Raw genomic sequence first — 16,575 nt, 5'->3', positions numbered from 1 at the left:
GTTAAAACGCCGGGTGGCGGCTTCGCCTTACCCGACCTACAAAAAACCCCGGCAAGCCGGGGTTTTCTTTTACGCTTTACGCTTCACAGGTTTCTTCACACTGGAATTACCGTTCGAACGCTGATGCACAATCGGCGTATGTTTGGTCAGCGCCGGGCGCGTATTGCGGTTCTGGCGACGCGCTTCGCGCATCTCATCGAGCGTAGGAGCCGGAACCAGGCAGTCGCGGCGCGAGCCAATAAGGTGTTTTTTACCCATCTCTTCCAGCGCCTGGCGGATCAGCGGCCAGTTTTTCGGGTCGTGGTAACGCAGCAGCGCCTTATGCAGACGACGCTGTTTATCCCCTTTCGGCACCACCACCTCTTCACTCTTGTAGCCAATCTTACTCAGCGGATTTTTGCCGGTGTAATACATGGTCGTCGAGTTGGCGAGCGGTGAAGGATAGAAGTTCTGCACCTGATCCAGACGGAAGCGACGCTGCTTCAGCCACAGCGCCAGGTTCACCATGTCTTCATCGCGCGTGCCAGGATGCGCGGAGATGAAGTACGGGATCAGATACTGCTCTTTGCCCGCCTGCTTCGAGTAGGTGTCGAACAACTGCTTAAAGCGATCGTAGCTGCCCATGCCCGGCTTCATCATCTTCGACAGCGGGCCTTCTTCGGTGTGCTCCGGCGCAATCTTCAGATAACCGCCGACGTGGTGCGTCGCCAGCTCTTTGATATAGCGCGGATCTTCCACGGCGATGTCGTAACGCACCCCGGAGGCGATGAGGATCTTTTTGATGCCCTTCAGATCGCGCGCGCGGCGGTAGAGGTTGATCGTCGGCTCGTGGTTAGTATCCATGTGCTCGCAAATGCTCGGGTAGACGCAGGAGAGACGACGGCAGGTCTGCTCCGCGCGCGGCGACTTGCAGCGCAGCATATACATGTTCGCGGTTGGGCCGCCGAGATCGGAGATCACGCCGGTAAAGCCCGGCACCGTGTCGCGAATGGCTTCGATCTCATTGATGATCGAATCCTCAGAGCGGCTCTGGATAATACGGCCTTCGTGTTCGGTAATGGAGCAGAAGGAGCAGCCGCCGAAGCAGCCGCGCATGATGTTGATCGAGAAGCGGATCATCTCATACGCCGGGATACGGGCGTTGCCGTACGCCGGGTGTGGCACGCGCTTGTACGGCAGCGCAAAGACGCTGTCCATCTCTTCGGTGGAGAGCGGGATCGCCGGCGGGTTGATCCAGATAAAGCGCTCGCCGTGCTTCTGCATTAGCGCGCGGGCGCAGCCCGGGTTGGTTTCATGGTGCAGAATACGGGACGCGTGCGCGTAGAGCACCTTGTCGGCTTTCACCTTCTCGTAGGACGGCAGCAGCACGTATGTCTTTTCCCACGGCTTCGGGCGCGGCGGCTGCACAACGATAGCCTTCGCTTCCGCTTTCTTCGGCTCAACCGGCTTGTTATCGGCACACGGCAGATCTTCACCGTACGGGTGCGGGATCGGGTCGATTTTGCCCGGCATATCAATAATGCGTGAATCCACCCCGCTCCAGCCCGGCAGCGCTTCTTTCACCATGATCGCAGTATTGCGCACGTCGCGGATGCTGCTTACCGGCTCGCCCTGCGACAGACGGTGCGCCACTTCCACCAGCGGACGCTCGCCGTTACCGTAAATCAGCATGTCGGCCTTGGAGTCCACCAGCACCGAGCGGCGCACGGTATCTGACCAGTAGTCGTAGTGCGCGGTGCGGCGCAGGCTCGCCTCGATGCCGCCGAGGATCACCGGCACGTCTTTCCAGGCTTCTTTGCAGCGCTGGGTATAAACCAGGGTCGCGCGGTCCGGACGTTTGCCCGCCACGTTATCCGGCGTGTAGGCGTCGTCATGGCGCAGCTTACGGTCGGCGGTATAGCGGTTGATCATCGAGTCCATGTTGCCGGCGGTCACGCCGAAGAACAGGTTTGGTTTCCCCAGACGCATGAAGTCGTCTTTGCTGTTCCAGTCGGGCTGGGAGATGATCCCCACGCGGAAGCCCTGCGCTTCGAGCATACGGCCACAGATGGCCATGCCGAAGCTCGGGTGGTCAACGTAGGCATCGCCCGTGACCAGAATGATATCGCAGCTGTCCCAGCCCAGTTGGTCCATCTCTTCCCGGGACATCGGCAGGAACGGCGCCGGTCCAAAGCAGGCCGCCCAGTACTGGGGCCAGGAGAAGAGGTCACGATCCGGCTGGATCAGGGAAATTGCGCTCATAGTGCTTCCGAAGAAAAAATAGACAAAAGGGCGGGGATTATACGCTGGAACATTGTGGGAAATGAAGGGGTATTATGCGGGCTGTTGCCCTCACCCCAACCCTCTCCCACAGGGAGAGGGAGAAAAGCACGTTACGGCGCCGGATTCACCAGCATCTGCCCTACCGAGCCCCTGTCCATCATCTCCAGCGTCTGGCTGTGGAACAGGAACGGGAAGTGCGGCCACGAAGGCTGACCGTAGTAGACGAGCAGTTCAACCTGGCCGTCCACCCACACGGTATCTTTCCAGCCGCGATCTTCCGGGAACGGCATCGCGCCATTAACGTTGCGGATCAGGAATGACACACCTTCAATATGGAACGACTGCGGCATGTCTGACCGGACCGTCCAGCGCTCCCACGTTCCCTGCTGAGCGGTGATGTCGATGCGATTTACATCCCACAGCGCGCCGTTGATGCCCGGATCGTCGCCCAGGCTGATATCACGGCTGCGCACCGGCGAGCCGCTCATGATCTCCTGCGGCAGCAGGCGCATCGGCAGGCTATCGGTGACCAGCGGCAGCAGGCCGGTTGGACGCAGAGTAAGCACCAGCGTGGAGACCAGAATGCTCGACGGCTCAAAGAACCCGCGAATACGGTCAACGATGCTCGCGGCTTCACCACAGGTGACGGAGACTTCGTCCCCGTTGGTCATATCCACCAGAATTTCACGACGTTCACCCGGCGCCAGCGCCAGCTGTTTAACGGAGACCGGCGCGGGTAAAAAGCCCTGGTCGCCGGAGATCACATGCAGCGGGCGGCCATCGCTCATCTGCAGCTGATAGCGACGCGAGTTAGAGGCGTTGAGCAGGCGCAGGCGCACCCAGCCGCGGGACACTTCCACGTACGGGCTCTGCGCGCCGTTAACCAGCAAGGTATCGCCGACAAAGCCACCGCTGCCCGGCTCGCTGTACTCCGGCGTGCCGAAGTTATCCAGACGTTTGTCCTGAATAATGACCGGGAAATCGTCCACGCCGTAGTGGTTCGGGATCGGCAGAGATTTACTGACCTCATCTTCCACCAGCCACATGCCGGCCAGACCGTTATAGACCTGCTGCGCCGTACGGTTAGGGGTATTGGCGTGATACCACAGGGTTGCCGCGCTCTGGCGAATCGGCAGGACGGGCGCCCAGTCGGCGTTGGGGGACATCATTCGCGCCGCGCCGCCAATCAAAGGGCCAGGAACCTGTAAGCCGCTGATGGTCATGGCAACATTTTCCGCCGTACGGTTGCTGTAAATGAGCTTAACGTCATCGCCGTTCCACACGCGGATGGTCGGCCCGAGGTAGCGCCCGTTAATGCCCCACACCGGCGCGCGCGTGCCCTGGGTAAAGGACCAGTGGCTGCGCTGAAGCGTGAGGAAAAGCGGCTGCCCGCGACGGGATTCAATTAACGGCGGAATGGGCAGCGGCTGCTGCTGCCCGGCGGCGCTGGCTGTCAGCGGCATCGCACCCGCACAAAGGGCAATCCCCGAAGCCTGAATAAACTGACGCCGACTGAGTGACATATAAGCTCCATCTGAAACGACTAACAACGCGGGAATTCTTTTTCCCTTTAACGCCGAATTAAACCTTACCGGCGGCTTCTCTTTCTGCGACTTCTTTATCCAGCAGCGCAATATGCTGAGCCATGAGCTCGCGGCAGTGTGCTGCCAGTTCGCGCACCTGGTCTTTACCGTATTTGCTGGTATCGACGGGTGGCAGCATTTCGACAATCACCAGACCATTATTCAGGCGGTTAAGATTAATCTTATTAGAAGTATTGGAAACGCACACGGGAATAATTGGAACACCTGCCGCAATTGCGGCATGAAACGCGCCGGTTTTAAACGGCAGCAGGCCGCGGCCGCGGCTACGCGTCCCTTCCGGGAACATCCAGATTGAGATCCGGCGCTTTTTAAAATGATTCACCACTTCTGCAATCGTGCCGTGCGCTTTTGCACGGTTGTTACGGTCGATCAGCAGGTTACCGGTCAGCCAGTACAGCTGGCCAAAAAACGGGATCCACAGCAGGCTTTTTTTCCCCACCGTCACGGTCGGAGGCAGAACAATATTGGAGGCCGTCACCATATCGTAGTTGTTCTGATGGTTGGCGATATAGATGGCGTTACCGAAGTTCTCCGCTCCTTCAGGCAGGCGTTTTTCAACCTTCAGGCCAAACAGCGGCGCAAGGCGACCGAACATATGGCCAAAGGTGGCAACATGCTTCGGATTACGCGGGCTGAACAGGCAGTAAATAGAGCCGAAAATACAGACCAGAATGCAGTAAATAACGGTAAGAATAAGACGAACAATGTATAGCATAGCGACCTCTGAAGCCCTGACAGCTGACAATTATACTTCACCTGTGGCCAGGTAAGGACTTTATTACGAGCGCGTATTGTTAATCGCAACGCACGAATTAACAACGATTTTACGGGAAATTTTATTGAAATACCCCCTCCGGACAGAGGGGGTGTCATGACATTACTCTTCGCTGTCGCCCGCGCTGCTGCGCGCAGGCGAATCAATCTCCACGCGGTCGATACGCTGCAGGCCGCGCATCAGCGAACCGCGGCGACCGCGCTCGCCCACCACTTTCTGCAGCTCTTCCGGGCGAAGCTTGATTTTACGCTTGCCAACGTGGATGGTCAGCGTGCTCTGCGGCGGCAGCAGGAAGAGGTGCGCCAGGCCATCTTCACCTTTCGCGGCTTCCGCCGACGGGATGTTGATGATCTTGTTGCCCTTACCTTTCGACAGCTCCGGCAGGTCGCTGACCGGGAACATCAGCATGCGTCCGGCAGAGGTGATCGCCAGCAGCATGTCGCTCTCGTTCTCAATCACCAGCGGTGTCATCACGCGGGCATTGTCCGGCAGGCTGATCAACGCTTTACCGGCACGGTTACGCGACACGAGGTCGTTAAAGGTACAGATAAAGCCGTAGCCCGCATCGGACGCCATCAGCAGCTTCTGGTCGTCGGCCTCCATCAGCATGTGGTCAACCGTTGCGCCCGGCGGCAGCGTCAGCTTACCGGTGAGCGGTTCGCCCTGGCCGCGCGCGGAAGGCAGCGTGATCGGGTCGATAGCGTAGCTGCGGCCCGTGGAGTCGATAAACGCCACCGGCTGGTTGCTCTTGCCTTTCACCGCCGCTTTAAAGCTATCGCCCGCTTTATAGCTTAGGCCCGGCGCGTCGATATCGTGGCCTTTGGCGCTGCGCACCCAGCCGCTCTGCGACAGTACAATGGTCACCGGCTCGGACGGCTGCATGTCGTGCTCGTTCATCGCCTTCGCTTCTTCGCGCTCGTGCAGCGGAGAACGACGGTCGTCGCCGAAGGCATCGGCATCCGCCTGCAGCTCTTTCTTCAGCAGGGTGTTCATCTTGCGCTCGGAGGCGAGGATCGCCTGCAGCTGATCGCGCTCTTTTTCCAGCTCGCTTTGCTCGCCGCGGATCTTCATCTCTTCCAGCTTAGCGAGATGGCGCAGCTTCAGTTCGAGGATCGCTTCGGCCTGGGTTTCGCTGATGCCGAAGCGTGACATCAGCGCAGGCTTCGGCTCGTCCTCGGTACGGATGATCTCAATCACTTCATCGATATTGAGGAATGCCACCAGCAAACCTTCGAGGATATGCAGGCGCTTAAGCACTTTCTCCAGACGATGGTTCAGACGACGGCGCACCGTATCGCGGCGGAACGTCAGCCACTCGCTGAGGATCTCCAGCAGGTTTTTCACCGCCGGACGACCGTCCAGACCAATCATATTCAGGTTGATGCGGTAGCTTTTTTCCAGATCGGTAGTGGCGAACAGGTGGTTCATCACCTGCTCCATGTCCACGCGGTTAGAGCGCGGCACGATCACCAGACGGGTCGGGTTCTCGTGGTCGGATTCGTCGCGCAGATCGTCCACCATCGGCAGCTTTTTATTGCGCATCTGGGCGGCGATCTGCTCCAGCACTTTGGCACCGGAAACCTGGTGCGGCAGCGCGGTGATCACCACGGCGCCGTCCTCTTTATTCCACACCGCGCGCATGCGCACGGAGCCGCGACCGTTCTGGTAGATCTTGCGGATTTCTGCACGCGAGGTGATGATCTCGGCTTCGGTCGGGTAATCCGGCCCCTGCACGATATCCAGCAGGTCGTCCAGCGAGGTTTTTGGCTGCTCGATCAGGGTGATGGCGGCTTTCGCCACTTCACGCAGGTTGTGCGGCGGAATGTCCGTCGCCATGCCGACCGCAATACCGGTGGTGCCGTTCAGCAGGATGTTCGGCAGACGCGCAGGCAGCATCTTCGGCTCCTGCAGCGTACCGTCGAAGTTTGGCACCCAGTCAACGGTTCCCTGACCCAGCTCGCCCAGCAGCACTTCGGCGTATTTGGACAGGCGGGATTCGGTATAACGCATCGCTGCGAAGGATTTCGGATCGTCCGGCGCACCCCAGTTCCCCTGCCCGTCCACCAGCGGATATCGGTAAGAGAACGGCTGGGCCATCAGCACCATCGCTTCATAGCAGGCACTGTCGCCGTGCGGATGGTATTTACCCAGTACGTCACCCACGGTACGGGCGGATTTCTTGAACTTAGCGGTGGCGTTCAGCCCCAGTTCGGACATCGCATAGACGATGCGGCGCTGAACGGGCTTCAGGCCATCCCCGATAAACGGCAACGCCCTGTCCATGATGACGTACATGGAGTAGTTCAGGTAGGCGTTTTCCGTGAATTCATGTAGCGCGAGGCGCTCTGCCATATCGCTCATTACGTGTGATTCCTCAACTCAGAAACCGAAGGGTTTCAGGCAATATTGCCGCAGATACTACCTCATCTGACGAATTGAGTCACAAAGAAAAAGGGCCGCATAAGCGGCCCTTTTCGGGTTATTTGTTCAGCTTGATAACCTGCTTCACGTCGATTTCAAACTCGTTCCAGTCTTTGTCGACTTTACCCTGCAGCTCTACTTTATCCTGCGGGGTGACGGTCACGCCGTTCCAGCGCTTGTGGTCAATCTCAACCACCACCGTGCCGGACTCGTCGCGGAAGGTGTAGCGGTCATCGGACAGGCGCTCGGTAATGTTCCCGCGCAGCTTCACCCAGGCATCGTCCTTCAGATCTTTCACTTTAGCCGCGGTGGTGAGGTTGGCGTTGTTATCGACAAAACCGCCCTGCTGGGTTTGCGTCTGGGTCTGTGTCGCAGATGGGCCAGTAAAGCCGCCCTGTGCAGCAAAGACCGGCGCGGTGGTCATCATCATGATGGCAGCAATTGCAGCGAATTTTTTCATCTTCATCTCTCCCTTTAATGTCGTTTCGCAGTCCATTAAACAGGGTAAACCTTAACAACTTCTTAAGGGGAAAATTTATTTATTTTTACTGTACAGCAGGCGCTTGCAGAGGGTTTACTGACGGCATCAAGGAGGGAACATGCGCATTTTACTGTTAGAAGACGACAGGTTAATCGGCGATGGCATCAAAGCAGGCTTAAGCAAACTGGGCTTTAGCGTGGACTGGTTTACCGACGGGAAAACCGGGCAGGCCGCGCTCGCCTCTGCGCCCTATGATGCCGTGGTGCTTGACCTGACCCTACCGGGAATTGACGGTCTGGAGATCCTGCGCGCCTGGCGCGAAAGCGGGCGCAGCGAGCCGGTACTGATCCTGACCGCGCGGGATGCGCTGAACCAGCGCGTTGAAGGGCTGCGCCTCGGTGCGGACGATTATCTCTGTAAGCCGTTCGCGCTGATAGAAGTGGCCGCCGGTCTGGAAGCGCTGGTGCGCCGCAGCCACGGCCAGACCCGCAGCGAGCTGCGTCACGGCAAGGTGACGCTCGATCCGGCAAGCCTCGTCGCCACGCTGGAGGGCGAAACGCTGACGCTTAAACCCAAAGAGTTCGCCCTGCTGGAGCTGCTGATGCGCAACGCGGGCCGGGTGCTGCCGCGCAAGCTGATCGAGGAAAAGCTTTATACCTGGGACGATGACGTCTCCAGCAACGCCGTCGAAGTCCATGTCCATCATTTACGCCGCAAGCTCGGGAGCGAGTTTATCCGCACCGTGCACGGCATCGGCTACACCCTGGGTGACGCATGAAGCTGAGCCTGAAGCTGCGCCTGACGCTCCTCTTTTTAGCGCTGTCTCTGACGGCCTGGTTTGCCGCCAGCCTGGTGGCGTGGCAGCAGACCACCCACAAGCTCGATAAGCTGTTCGACACCCAGCAGATGCTGTTTGCCAAACGGCTGCTGACGATGGATCTGGACGAGATCCGCGCGCCGGAGCGCATGCGCGAGGTGCCGAAAAAGGCCAAACACGGGCATCTGGACGATGACGCGCTGGCCTTCGCTATTTACGCTTCAGACGGCACGATGCTCCTTAACGACGGCGAAAACGGGCGCGATATCCCGTATCACTATCGTCGTGACGGCTTTGATGACGGACGGCTTCAGGATGACAACGATGAATGGCGCTTTTTATGGCTGACGTCGCCAGACGGAAAATACCGCGTGGTGGTCGGCCAAGAGTGGGAGTACCGGCAGGATATGGCGCTGGACGTGGTCAGCTCGCAGCTGACGCCGTGGCTGGTGGCGCTGCCGGTGATGCTGCTGTTGCTGATCGTCCTGCTGAGCCGGGAGCTGAAGCCCCTTAAAAAGCTGGCCCAGACCCTGCGTTCCCGCTCGCCGGACGCCACCGACGCCCTGCCCACTCAGGGCGTGCCGGCGGAAGTGCGCCCCCTGCTCGACTCGCTGAACCATCTTTTTACCCGTACCCAGGAGATGATGACCCGCGAGCGCCGCTTTACCTCCGACGCCGCCCACGAGCTGCGCAGCCCGCTGGCGGCGCTGAAGGTGCAAACCGACGTGGCGCAGCTTTCTCAGGACGATCCGCAGGCGCAGGAAAAAGCGCTGGCGCAACTGCACGCGGGTATCGACCGCGCCTCCCGGCTGGTGGATCAGCTCCTCACCCTGTCGCGCCTGGACTCGCTGGACAGCCTGGACGGCGTAGAACAGATAGCGATGGCCGACCTGCTGCAGTCTGCGGTAATGGATATTTATCCTTCTGCACAGCAGGCGGGTATTGATATACGCCTGCACATCAACGCGCCGGAGGTGACCCGCACGGGTCAGCAGCTGCTTCTGAGCCTGCTGGCGCGTAACCTGCTGGATAACGCCACCCGCTACAGCCCGCGCGGCAGCGTGGTAGACGTGACGCTGAACACCCGTAGCGTTACCGTGCGCGACAATGGCCCGGGCATTTCGCCCGATGCGCTGGCGCGTCTCGGCGAGCGCTTTTATCGTCCACCGGGTCAGGACGCCACGGGCAGCGGGCTGGGGCTATCCATTGTGAAACGCATTGCCGCGCTGCACGGCATGCGCGTCTCGCTGGGCAATGCGCCAGAAGGCGGCTTTGAAGTGAAGGTTAACTGGTAAGGGATTATTGCATTTAGCGCAAAAGACTTTGCACATTTTGCTTATTTTTCCGCTCCGTCCTCGCGCGTAGAATACCCGGCATACTCTCATCACCGAGGACAAATAATGAGCAATATTCTGATTATCAACGGCGCGAAAGAGTTCGCGCACTCTAAAGGCCAGCTGAATGACACCCTGACCGAGGTCGCGGACGGTTTCCTGCGCGACGCCGGGCATGATGTTAAGGTCGTGCGCGCGGACAGCAACTATGACGTGAAGGCCGAAGTGCAGAACTTCCTGTGGGCCGATGTGGTTATCTGGCAGATGCCGGGCTGGTGGATGGGCGCGCCGTGGACCGTGAAAAAATACATGGACGACGTCTTCACCGAAGGTCACGGTTCGCTGTATGCCAGCGACGGACGCACCCGCTCAGACGCCTCTAAAAAATACGGCTCCGGCGGTCTGATTCAGGGCAAAAAATATATGCTCTCCCTGACCTGGAACGCCCCTCTGGAGGCCTTCACCGAAAAAGATCAGTTCTTCGAAGGCGTGGGCGTAGACGGCGCGTATCTGCCGTTCCACAAGGCGAACCAGTTCCTGGGGATGGATCCGCTGCCGACCTTTATCGTCAACGACGTGATTAAAATGCCTGACGTCCCGAGCTATATCGCAGAATATCGCAAGCATCTCGCGAAAATTTTTGCTTAACTGGTAGCCTGGAATTAAAGGAGTAGTAACCATGCTTACAGTAATCGCAGAAATCCGTACTCGTCCAGGTCAACATCACCGCCAGGCGGTGCTGGATCAGTTCGCGAAAATCATCCCAACCGTACTGAAAGAAGAAGGCTGCCACGGCTACGCGCCGATGGTGGACGCCGCTACCGACGCAAGCTTCCAGGCCACTGCGCCAGACTCCATTATCATGGTTGAGCAGTGGGAAACCGTCGCGCACCTTGAAGCGCACCTGCAGACCGCGCACATGAAAGCGTGGAGCGATGCGGTGAAGGGTGACGTGCTGGAGACCCACATCCGTATTCTGGAGCAAGGGGTTTAAAACCTGCCTTCCCTCTCCTTCCGGGGAGGGAATTCTCTCTGACCTGCTATGCTTATTCTGACTTCATGATTAACAGGAGGATGGAATGGGTCTTTTTAACTTCGTGAAAGAAGCAGGCGAAAAGCTATGGGATAATCTGACCGACCACAAAGGTCAGAGCGACAAAATCACCGAGCACCTCAAGAAACTCAACATTCCCGGTTCAGACAAAGTTCAGGTTAACGTTACCGACGGCAAGGCCAGCGTGACGGGTGACGGGCTGACCCAGGAGCAGAAAGAAAAAATCCAGGTCGCCGTCGGCAACATCGCGGGCGTCAGCGAGGTGGAGAACAACATCACCACGACCGATGCCAAAGATGAAGCCACCTACTACACGGTAAAATCCGGCGACACCCTGAGCGCTATCTCCAAAACCGTGTACGGCGATGCCAACCAGTACAACAAGATTTTTGAGGCTAACCGCCCGATGCTCTCCAGCCCGGATAAAATCTACCCCGGCCAGACGCTGCGTATTCCTAAAGCGTGATCCGCGAGTCGGGGGGGCGCCCCCCGACCGTTTTTACCAGTACAGTTTCCAGCTCTGCGTAAAGCGCACCAGCGCCTCCACGTAGAAGTAATCTCCCCAGCTCGCACACTCGTCCACCCCTTTGTTGCTCGCCAGGTGATAGACCGAGTGCTTCAGCAACCCGGTGCCCTTCTCCTCTTTGCCCATCAGGTAGTGCTTCGTCAGTGACGACATAATACCTTTGGCCCATTCCAGATAACGCTCCCGGTCCGGATCCGTCACGGGCAGGTGCTTCACCAGCTCCAGCAGCCCGCACACCGCAATCGCCGCCGAGGACGAATCGCGCAGCGCGTCGGTCCCCACCAGCGCCAGATCCCAGTGGCAGACGTAGTCTTCCGGGAGGCGGTTGAGGAAGTAGTTCGCCAGCCGCTTCGACAGGGCGACCATCGTCTCGTCGCCGGTATAGATATAGCTCAGCAGGAAGCCGTAAATCCCCCACGCCTGCCCGCGCGACCAGCAGGAGTCATCGGCATAGCCCTGCTGGGTGTTGCCGTAGCGCGGCGCGCCGGTTTGTACGTCCATATAATAGGTGTGGAACGTCGAGGCATCGTCGCGGATGAGATACCTCGCCGCCTGCATGACGTGCGCTTTTGCGGCGTCAGCAAAGCGCGGATCCCCCGTCTGCTCCGTCGCCCAGTAGAGCAGCGGCAGGTTCATGTTGCAGTCGATGATCATCCGTCCGGCCTGCTCCGGGTCTGAAAGATCGCCCCACGCCTGAATGATTTTCGCCTTCTCATGAAAGCGCTCCAGCAGGGCTTCAGCCGCCAGCAGGGAGAAACCGCGCGCCTCGCGGCTGCCGGTAAGTCTCCAGGCCGCCACACAGGAGAGCGTGTACAGGAAGCCCAGATCGTGAGTGTTGGTGTCGCTGCGCCCGGCGATGCGCAGGCCGAAGGAGCGCACGTGTTTTTCCGCCATCGAGCGGAATTTCTCCTCGCCGCTCATCTCCCACGCCAGCCACAGCTGGCCGGTCCAGAAGCTGGTTGTCCACTCTACGTTGTCGGTCAGCGGGTAATAACCGTTCCGGCAGGTTTCCGCCGGGAACTGCTCTCCGAATGCCGTTAAATGACGGCTAATCAACTCGAGGACGTGGCTACGCGCAGAGATCAGTTCATCGCTAAACAGGCGCGAGTCTACGAGAGCAGGAATGGCAGACAGGCGTTCCTCTCTGATACGACTTAACATATTTCGGTTCCTTGTGGTCAGCGTGATGAAGGTTCTGCTACGTTCAGCGGGCGGGGGCCGCGCCATTTACTCTGGCAGGCGGATAACGTAAAAGCAGAAATAAGGGTAAAGATCAGCGCGGTCGCCCCCATGATGATATAGGTCTGTTCAAAGCCGATGCGGTCATACATATATCCGGCAGGCGAGGAAACCACCACGTTCCCCACGTACAGCATCGCCTGATAGCCCAGTAAATACATGGTGGCGTTCACGCGCTTGTCGAAATGCTCCGCAATATATTTAAAGACCGACACCAGCAGCAGGCAAATTTCTATACCGTATAGCGGCTTGAGCACGGAAATTAACAGATGCGAGTCGCACATCCCGGAAATAATCAAACGCGCCCCGACGATCAGCCCGACAATTAATAGCCCGCGCCTGGCGCCAATAAAGTTAACGAACAGCGGGACAACCATATACATGACGAATTCTATGCCCGACTGCACGGTGCCGAGATAACCAAACACCGCGTTGCCCTCATGAATGTCGTCAAAGAAGGTGACGAAATAGCGCGAGAACTGCTGCTCGGCGATAAACATCATCCACGCCACGCCCGCCACGTACAGGCAAAAAGCCCAGAATTTACGGTTACGCAGCAGGGCATACACATCTGCGGGGGCAATTTTCTCTTTGGTCAATACCGCATCGGCATGAACGGAGTTAGTGTTCACTTTCAGGCTGAGCAGGACAACCAGCATCACGATCGACGTCACGCTGCCCATAATGAAGTTATAGGTCGGTGAGAGGTTGAACAGCAGGCCGGAGAAGGACGATGCCACCGCCCAGCCGAGCGAGCCCCACATACGAATTTGCCCGAACTCCATGCCGTTTAAGCGGCTGAAGCGGTCGGAATAGGATTCACACGCCGCCACGCCCGCATACCAGGCAAAGCTTAAATAGAGCGCGCCGATAATAATCCCCAGCAAGGTGCTGGACATTAACAGCGGCTGATAGACGTAAATAAAAAACGGCGCCATCAGGGCCGACATGGCGACCACAAAATAGAGCAGGTATTTGCTCATGCCGATTTTATCGAGAATATAGCCGTAGATGGGTTTGAGGATAACGGAAAATATTCCGTTCACCGCGAACACAGTTCCAATTACCGTCCCGCTGAGATTCGCTTTTTGACCCAGCCAGATCGCCAGCAGGCCAATACTCGCGGACCAGGTAAAGAAATAGAGAAAAATAAAGCTGCTGATTTTGTAATATTCGGTTCTGTTGGTTGTCGATGTATTTTTCATACCATCCTCGCCGAGGTGTAGGGTCAGAATTTTTATAACGTGAACGACAGCAGACGTTCGCCTCCAGGGTCGCGGATTACGACCCGGTTATGGTTCATATCCAGCTGCGGCGCGGCCGCAACGTTCTGTTTTTCACTGGCAATGACGGCGCAGCAGAGCCAGCGCTCTCCCGGATGGAGATCGGTTTTTAACAGCGGAATGGAGGCGCACTCCGGGAACATGATGCTGCTGTTCGGCGGCGTGACGATGCTGTCCGGGGTGCGTTCAATGAAAGGCGACAGATCGACAATCGCACTGCTGCCGTTCTCTGCCGCCAGATAGCTGCCGCGCGCGCGGATTTGGTGCTCCGTTTTCATCACGGCGAAACCGCCCTCTGCCGTTTGCAGCGTGCGCGCGCTGTTGATGCGGTGCAGGCGCAAATGCCACTCGCCGAAGGGGATTTGCCAGGTCTCGATGTGCACGTCGTGCCAAGGCGACCAGCGTGAATAGATAAAGTTTTCATCCACCCGCACCGCGTCGCACTCGCGACGGCCGCGGAAATAGTTATCCCCGTCCGCCAGCAGCAGCATGGAATCACAGGCCGCATGCTTCAGGCCAAAGCGCCCGCGCTCAATGGTGAAGCCAAAGCGGCTGGAGTAGGCAAATTTGGTGTATTTCGCTTCGGTGTTGACGTAGTTGTTCAGCTCCAGCTGACCGGCGGTGAGCATGGTGACGTGCTGAGAGTTCGTCGAATGCATCAGGATCTGCTGCGCGTGCGGGATGACGTGCTTCTCCGCCAGCGCGGGCAGCGGCTGTTCTTCTGCCTGCCAGAACGGATGCGTCTCCGGCAGCGCCAGAATCAGGTAGCTTTTTAGCGCCCAGTAGGGCGAGCCGGGAGAGTTATAGTCCTCACACATGGCGAGGTTCGGACAGGCAAAACCAAGGGTCAGAATGCCGTCCCGGTCGGTAATCGTCCGCTGCTGCCACCAGCGGAGTTGGCGCAGGATAATGCCCTTCACAATACCCGGCGTGAACACGTCAAGTTCAGAGAAGGCAACCGCGCTCCAGAAGGCGACCATCGCAAAGCGGTAGGTCAGGCTGCGGCCAAACGGTACCGACGCGCCGTCCGCGGCGGACCAGTAGATAAAGTCCTCCGCAAACAGACGCGAGCGCTCGCGCAGCACTTCTGCCCTCGCCTCGTCGCCGCTTAAAGTGGCGTAAATCAGGCCGTAGAAGTGGAACGCCATGGAGATGTAATAATCTTTCGGGCGACCCGCGCCGTCGGAATACCAGCCGTCACCCAGGTAATAGGCCTCCATCAGCGCAAACCGATGGTCGATGGCGGCCTGGTCGTACGGCAGCCCGGCGCGTTTGAAGCCCAGCTGGACCATAATGGCAAAGTAGTTCCAGTTGCTGTCGGGCATCTGCGCGTCGGCAATCTGATTCAGCCACGCGTGCAGGTTCATCACCTCGCGCTCGCTGAAGCAATCGGTGAGTTTATTCCCCAGCAGGGAAAGCCCCAGACCGTAGGACGCCATCTCGACCAGACGCTGATCGTACGGATCGGTTTCGCCCCAGTAGCCCGGGCTTTGCGGATCGGTGCCGATCCTGATGGCCTGCATGTACTTCTCGCTAAACGGCGAAGCATCGCCCGAAGCCAACAGCGGAAACAGCCCCCATAGCGCGCGGGAGAGACCCTCCATCTGCGCGATATCCGTCGCGTAGTGCGCGCAGGTATCACCCAGCGAGAACCGCGAATGATTTACCGGAAACTGCTTATCCAGCGCGCCAAGTAAGGTATTCAGAGACGCCACGACGTCCTGGCGTGAAGACAACAGATTTGATTTTTCTTCGCTTTCCGCCCGCATAGTTCCACCCTCGTCATCAACTGCGGCCAAGCATAGTGAATGCGTAAGGTGGAGAAATGTTAGCCACGTCACAGGTGAGAACGTTCGATAAACCTGCGGTTGATAAAATTTAAAAAGGTGGTTTATAAATCTCTTCTGACGGGGAAAAGTTGAGTTTTATTGCACTATGCATGACGCGCCCATAACCGATCGTCTTGAGCTCATTACCTTAAACGACACCGTAGCGTCGTTCAGCCGCCTGTTTGCTAACACGGTGCGTTACCACCACTGGCATCAGTGTCTTGAAATTCTCTATGTGGAAGAAGGGTTTGGCGTCGCGATTGTCGATAACCGTCACTACACCATGTGCCCCGGACGCCTGTTTTTCTTTCCGCCGTTCACCCTGCATAAAGTCAGGGTGGACGAACAGGCGGAAGCGATTTACCGGCGCACGATTATTCACCTCGACCACCACGCGGTGCTGAAGTGTCTGTGTGATTTTCCGCACACGCAGCAGCGGCTGGAGAAACTCTCGCGTCGCGGCTCAGAGGCGTGGGTGGTTGACCTGGCACACTGCCACAGCCATGTCGATCATCTGTTCAGCTGTTATCCGCCGCCGATGAGCAGCGAAAGCATCGCCGGGCTGCTGATTAGCCTGTTTGCTATGTTGCCTGACGATCGTACCGGCGCACCGGGCAGCAGCACGGGGATCGCCAGCAAGGTGATGTTCTGGCTGGACGAGCATTATCAGGAGAAATTCCGCCTCGACGCGCTGGCAGCGGAACTGGGCAGATCGCGCAGCTACGTGTCGCGAAAATTTCATGCGGAGACGGGGGAGAAAATCCACCACTACCTGAACACGCTCCGCCTGCGTAAGGCGTGCGAATGCCTGTTGCACAGTGACGCGAGCGTGCGGGAGATTGCCGCGCGGGTGGGATTTTCTGACGTGACCTGGTTTATCAGCGCGTTTAAGAAGGGGATTGGTGAGACGCCGCTGCAGTACCGGAAGAACCATCGTGCGGTATGACACC

The 16,575-nt window shown here is 58.2% G+C and carries 14 protein-coding genes; 6 read left to right on the top strand and 8 right to left on the bottom strand.

Features of this window, described 5'->3' with window-relative positions; translation table 11 throughout:
* Positions 1-69 precede the first annotated feature (69 nt).
* From IM295_RS03030 to IM295_RS03010, 5 genes are all read right to left on the bottom strand, one after another.
* Positions 70-2,241 (bottom strand): YgiQ family radical SAM protein, encoded by a 2,172-nt coding sequence (locus IM295_RS03030; RefSeq protein WP_048959528.1) that lies wholly within the window; start codon positions 2,239-2,241, stop codon positions 70-72.
* A gap of 131 nt (positions 2,242-2,372) precedes the next feature.
* Positions 2,373-3,785 carry a cell division protein FtsP gene (gene ftsP, locus IM295_RS03025; protein WP_028014423.1) on the bottom strand — a complete coding sequence of 471 codons (1,413 nt, stop codon included), beginning with the start codon at positions 3,783-3,785 and terminating at the stop codon, positions 2,373-2,375.
* 58 nt (positions 3,786-3,843) lie between these two features.
* A complete protein-coding gene (gene plsC / locus IM295_RS03020; protein WP_028014424.1) occupies positions 3,844-4,581 on the bottom strand; it encodes a 1-acylglycerol-3-phosphate O-acyltransferase in 738 nt (245 codons plus the stop codon).
* Between the two features lie 162 nt (positions 4,582-4,743).
* Positions 4,744-7,002, bottom strand: a complete 2,259-nt coding sequence (parC, locus tag IM295_RS03015; protein WP_028014425.1) for a DNA topoisomerase IV subunit A — start codon at positions 7,000-7,002, stop codon at positions 4,744-4,746.
* Positions 7,003-7,120: 118 nt separating this feature from the next.
* Positions 7,121-7,522: a YgiW/YdeI family stress tolerance OB fold protein gene (locus IM295_RS03010; protein WP_023309189.1), complete on the bottom strand. Its 402-nt coding sequence runs from the start codon at positions 7,520-7,522 to the stop codon at positions 7,121-7,123.
* Positions 7,523-7,661: 139 nt separating this feature from the next.
* On the opposite strand from IM295_RS03010, the gene qseB reads away from it, so the two are divergent.
* The 5 genes from qseB (at position 7,662) to lysM (ending at position 11,214) form a co-directional block, all read left to right on the top strand.
* Positions 7,662-8,321, top strand: a complete 660-nt coding sequence (qseB, locus tag IM295_RS03005) for a quorum sensing response regulator transcription factor QseB (protein ID WP_193066194.1) — start codon at positions 7,662-7,664, stop codon at positions 8,319-8,321.
* Positions 8,318-9,655, top strand: a complete 1,338-nt coding sequence (gene qseC / locus IM295_RS03000) for a quorum sensing histidine kinase QseC (protein ID WP_028014427.1) — start codon at positions 8,318-8,320, stop codon at positions 9,653-9,655. The genes qseB and qseC overlap by 4 nt, the downstream gene beginning before the upstream one ends.
* 105 nt (positions 9,656-9,760) lie before the next feature.
* Positions 9,761-10,342, top strand: coding sequence for an NAD(P)H-dependent oxidoreductase (locus IM295_RS02995; RefSeq protein WP_024906501.1), 582 nt, complete (start codon positions 9,761-9,763; stop codon positions 10,340-10,342).
* Between the two features lie 31 nt (positions 10,343-10,373).
* On the top strand, positions 10,374-10,688 hold the full coding sequence (locus IM295_RS02990) for a putative quinol monooxygenase (RefSeq protein ID WP_008502984.1): 315 nt from the start codon (positions 10,374-10,376) through the stop codon (positions 10,686-10,688).
* Positions 10,689-10,773: 85 nt separating this feature from the next.
* Positions 10,774-11,214 carry a peptidoglycan-binding protein LysM gene (gene lysM, locus IM295_RS02985; protein ID WP_028014428.1) on the top strand — a complete coding sequence of 147 codons (441 nt, stop codon included), beginning with the start codon at positions 10,774-10,776 and terminating at the stop codon, positions 11,212-11,214.
* Positions 11,215-11,247: 33 nt separating this feature from the next.
* On the opposite strand, the gene IM295_RS02980 is transcribed toward lysM, so the two are convergent.
* Genes IM295_RS02980 through IM295_RS02970 form a run of 3 tightly spaced genes read right to left on the bottom strand, consistent with a single transcriptional unit; the run spans position 11,248 to position 15,565 of the window.
* Entirely contained in the window at positions 11,248-12,435 is a 1,188-nt protein-coding gene (locus IM295_RS02980) for a glycoside hydrolase family 88 protein (RefSeq protein WP_193066193.1), read from the bottom strand.
* A 17-nt stretch (positions 12,436-12,452) separates the two neighbouring features.
* Positions 12,453-13,718: an oligosaccharide MFS transporter gene (locus IM295_RS02975; RefSeq protein ID WP_028014430.1), complete on the bottom strand. Its 1,266-nt coding sequence runs from the start codon at positions 13,716-13,718 to the stop codon at positions 12,453-12,455.
* Between the two features lie 32 nt (positions 13,719-13,750).
* Complete coding sequence (locus tag IM295_RS02970) at positions 13,751-15,565, bottom strand: DUF2264 domain-containing protein (RefSeq protein ID WP_193066192.1); 1,815 nt, start codon at positions 15,563-15,565, stop codon at positions 13,751-13,753.
* A gap of 166 nt (positions 15,566-15,731) precedes the next feature.
* Here IM295_RS02970 and IM295_RS02965 point away from each other — a divergent pair, with 166 nt between their 5' ends.
* Positions 15,732-16,571 (top strand): AraC family transcriptional regulator, encoded by an 840-nt coding sequence (locus tag IM295_RS02965; RefSeq protein WP_193066191.1) that lies wholly within the window; start codon positions 15,732-15,734, stop codon positions 16,569-16,571.
* Positions 16,572-16,575: the final 4 nt, after the last annotated feature.

The sequence above is a fragment of the Enterobacter cloacae complex sp. P14RS genome (assembly GCF_014895895.1).
Classification (GTDB): domain Bacteria; phylum Pseudomonadota; class Gammaproteobacteria; order Enterobacterales; family Enterobacteriaceae; genus Enterobacter; species Enterobacter bugandensis.
The sequence above is the reverse complement of the archived record's forward strand: the minus strand, read 5'-3'. Positions and strand labels throughout refer to the sequence as shown.

Coding starts and splice junctions, on each gene's coding strand:
- IM295_RS03030 (WP_048959528.1), bottom strand. CDS start 2,241: ATGAGCGCAATTTCCCTGATCCAGCCGGATCGTGACCTCTTCTCCTGG.
- ftsP (WP_028014423.1), bottom strand. CDS start 3,785: ATGTCACTCAGTCGGCGTCAGTTTATTCAGGCTTCGGGGATTGCCCTT.
- plsC (WP_028014424.1), bottom strand. CDS start 4,581: ATGCTATACATTGTTCGTCTTATTCTTACCGTTATTTACTGCATTCTG.
- parC (WP_028014425.1), bottom strand. CDS start 7,002: ATGAGCGATATGGCAGAGCGCCTCGCGCTACATGAATTCACGGAAAAC.
- IM295_RS03010 (WP_023309189.1), bottom strand. CDS start 7,522: ATGAAAAAATTCGCTGCAATTGCTGCCATCATGATGATGACCACCGCG.
- qseB (WP_193066194.1), top strand. CDS start 7,662: ATGCGCATTTTACTGTTAGAAGACGACAGGTTAATCGGCGATGGCATC.
- qseC (WP_028014427.1), top strand. CDS start 8,318: ATGAAGCTGAGCCTGAAGCTGCGCCTGACGCTCCTCTTTTTAGCGCTG.
- IM295_RS02995 (WP_024906501.1), top strand. CDS start 9,761: ATGAGCAATATTCTGATTATCAACGGCGCGAAAGAGTTCGCGCACTCT.
- IM295_RS02990 (WP_008502984.1), top strand. CDS start 10,374: ATGCTTACAGTAATCGCAGAAATCCGTACTCGTCCAGGTCAACATCAC.
- lysM (WP_028014428.1), top strand. CDS start 10,774: ATGGGTCTTTTTAACTTCGTGAAAGAAGCAGGCGAAAAGCTATGGGAT.
- IM295_RS02980 (WP_193066193.1), bottom strand. CDS start 12,435: ATGTTAAGTCGTATCAGAGAGGAACGCCTGTCTGCCATTCCTGCTCTC.
- IM295_RS02975 (WP_028014430.1), bottom strand. CDS start 13,718: ATGAAAAATACATCGACAACCAACAGAACCGAATATTACAAAATCAGC.
- IM295_RS02970 (WP_193066192.1), bottom strand. CDS start 15,565: ATGCGGGCGGAAAGCGAAGAAAAATCAAATCTGTTGTCTTCACGCCAG.
- IM295_RS02965 (WP_193066191.1), top strand. CDS start 15,732: ATGCATGACGCGCCCATAACCGATCGTCTTGAGCTCATTACCTTAAAC.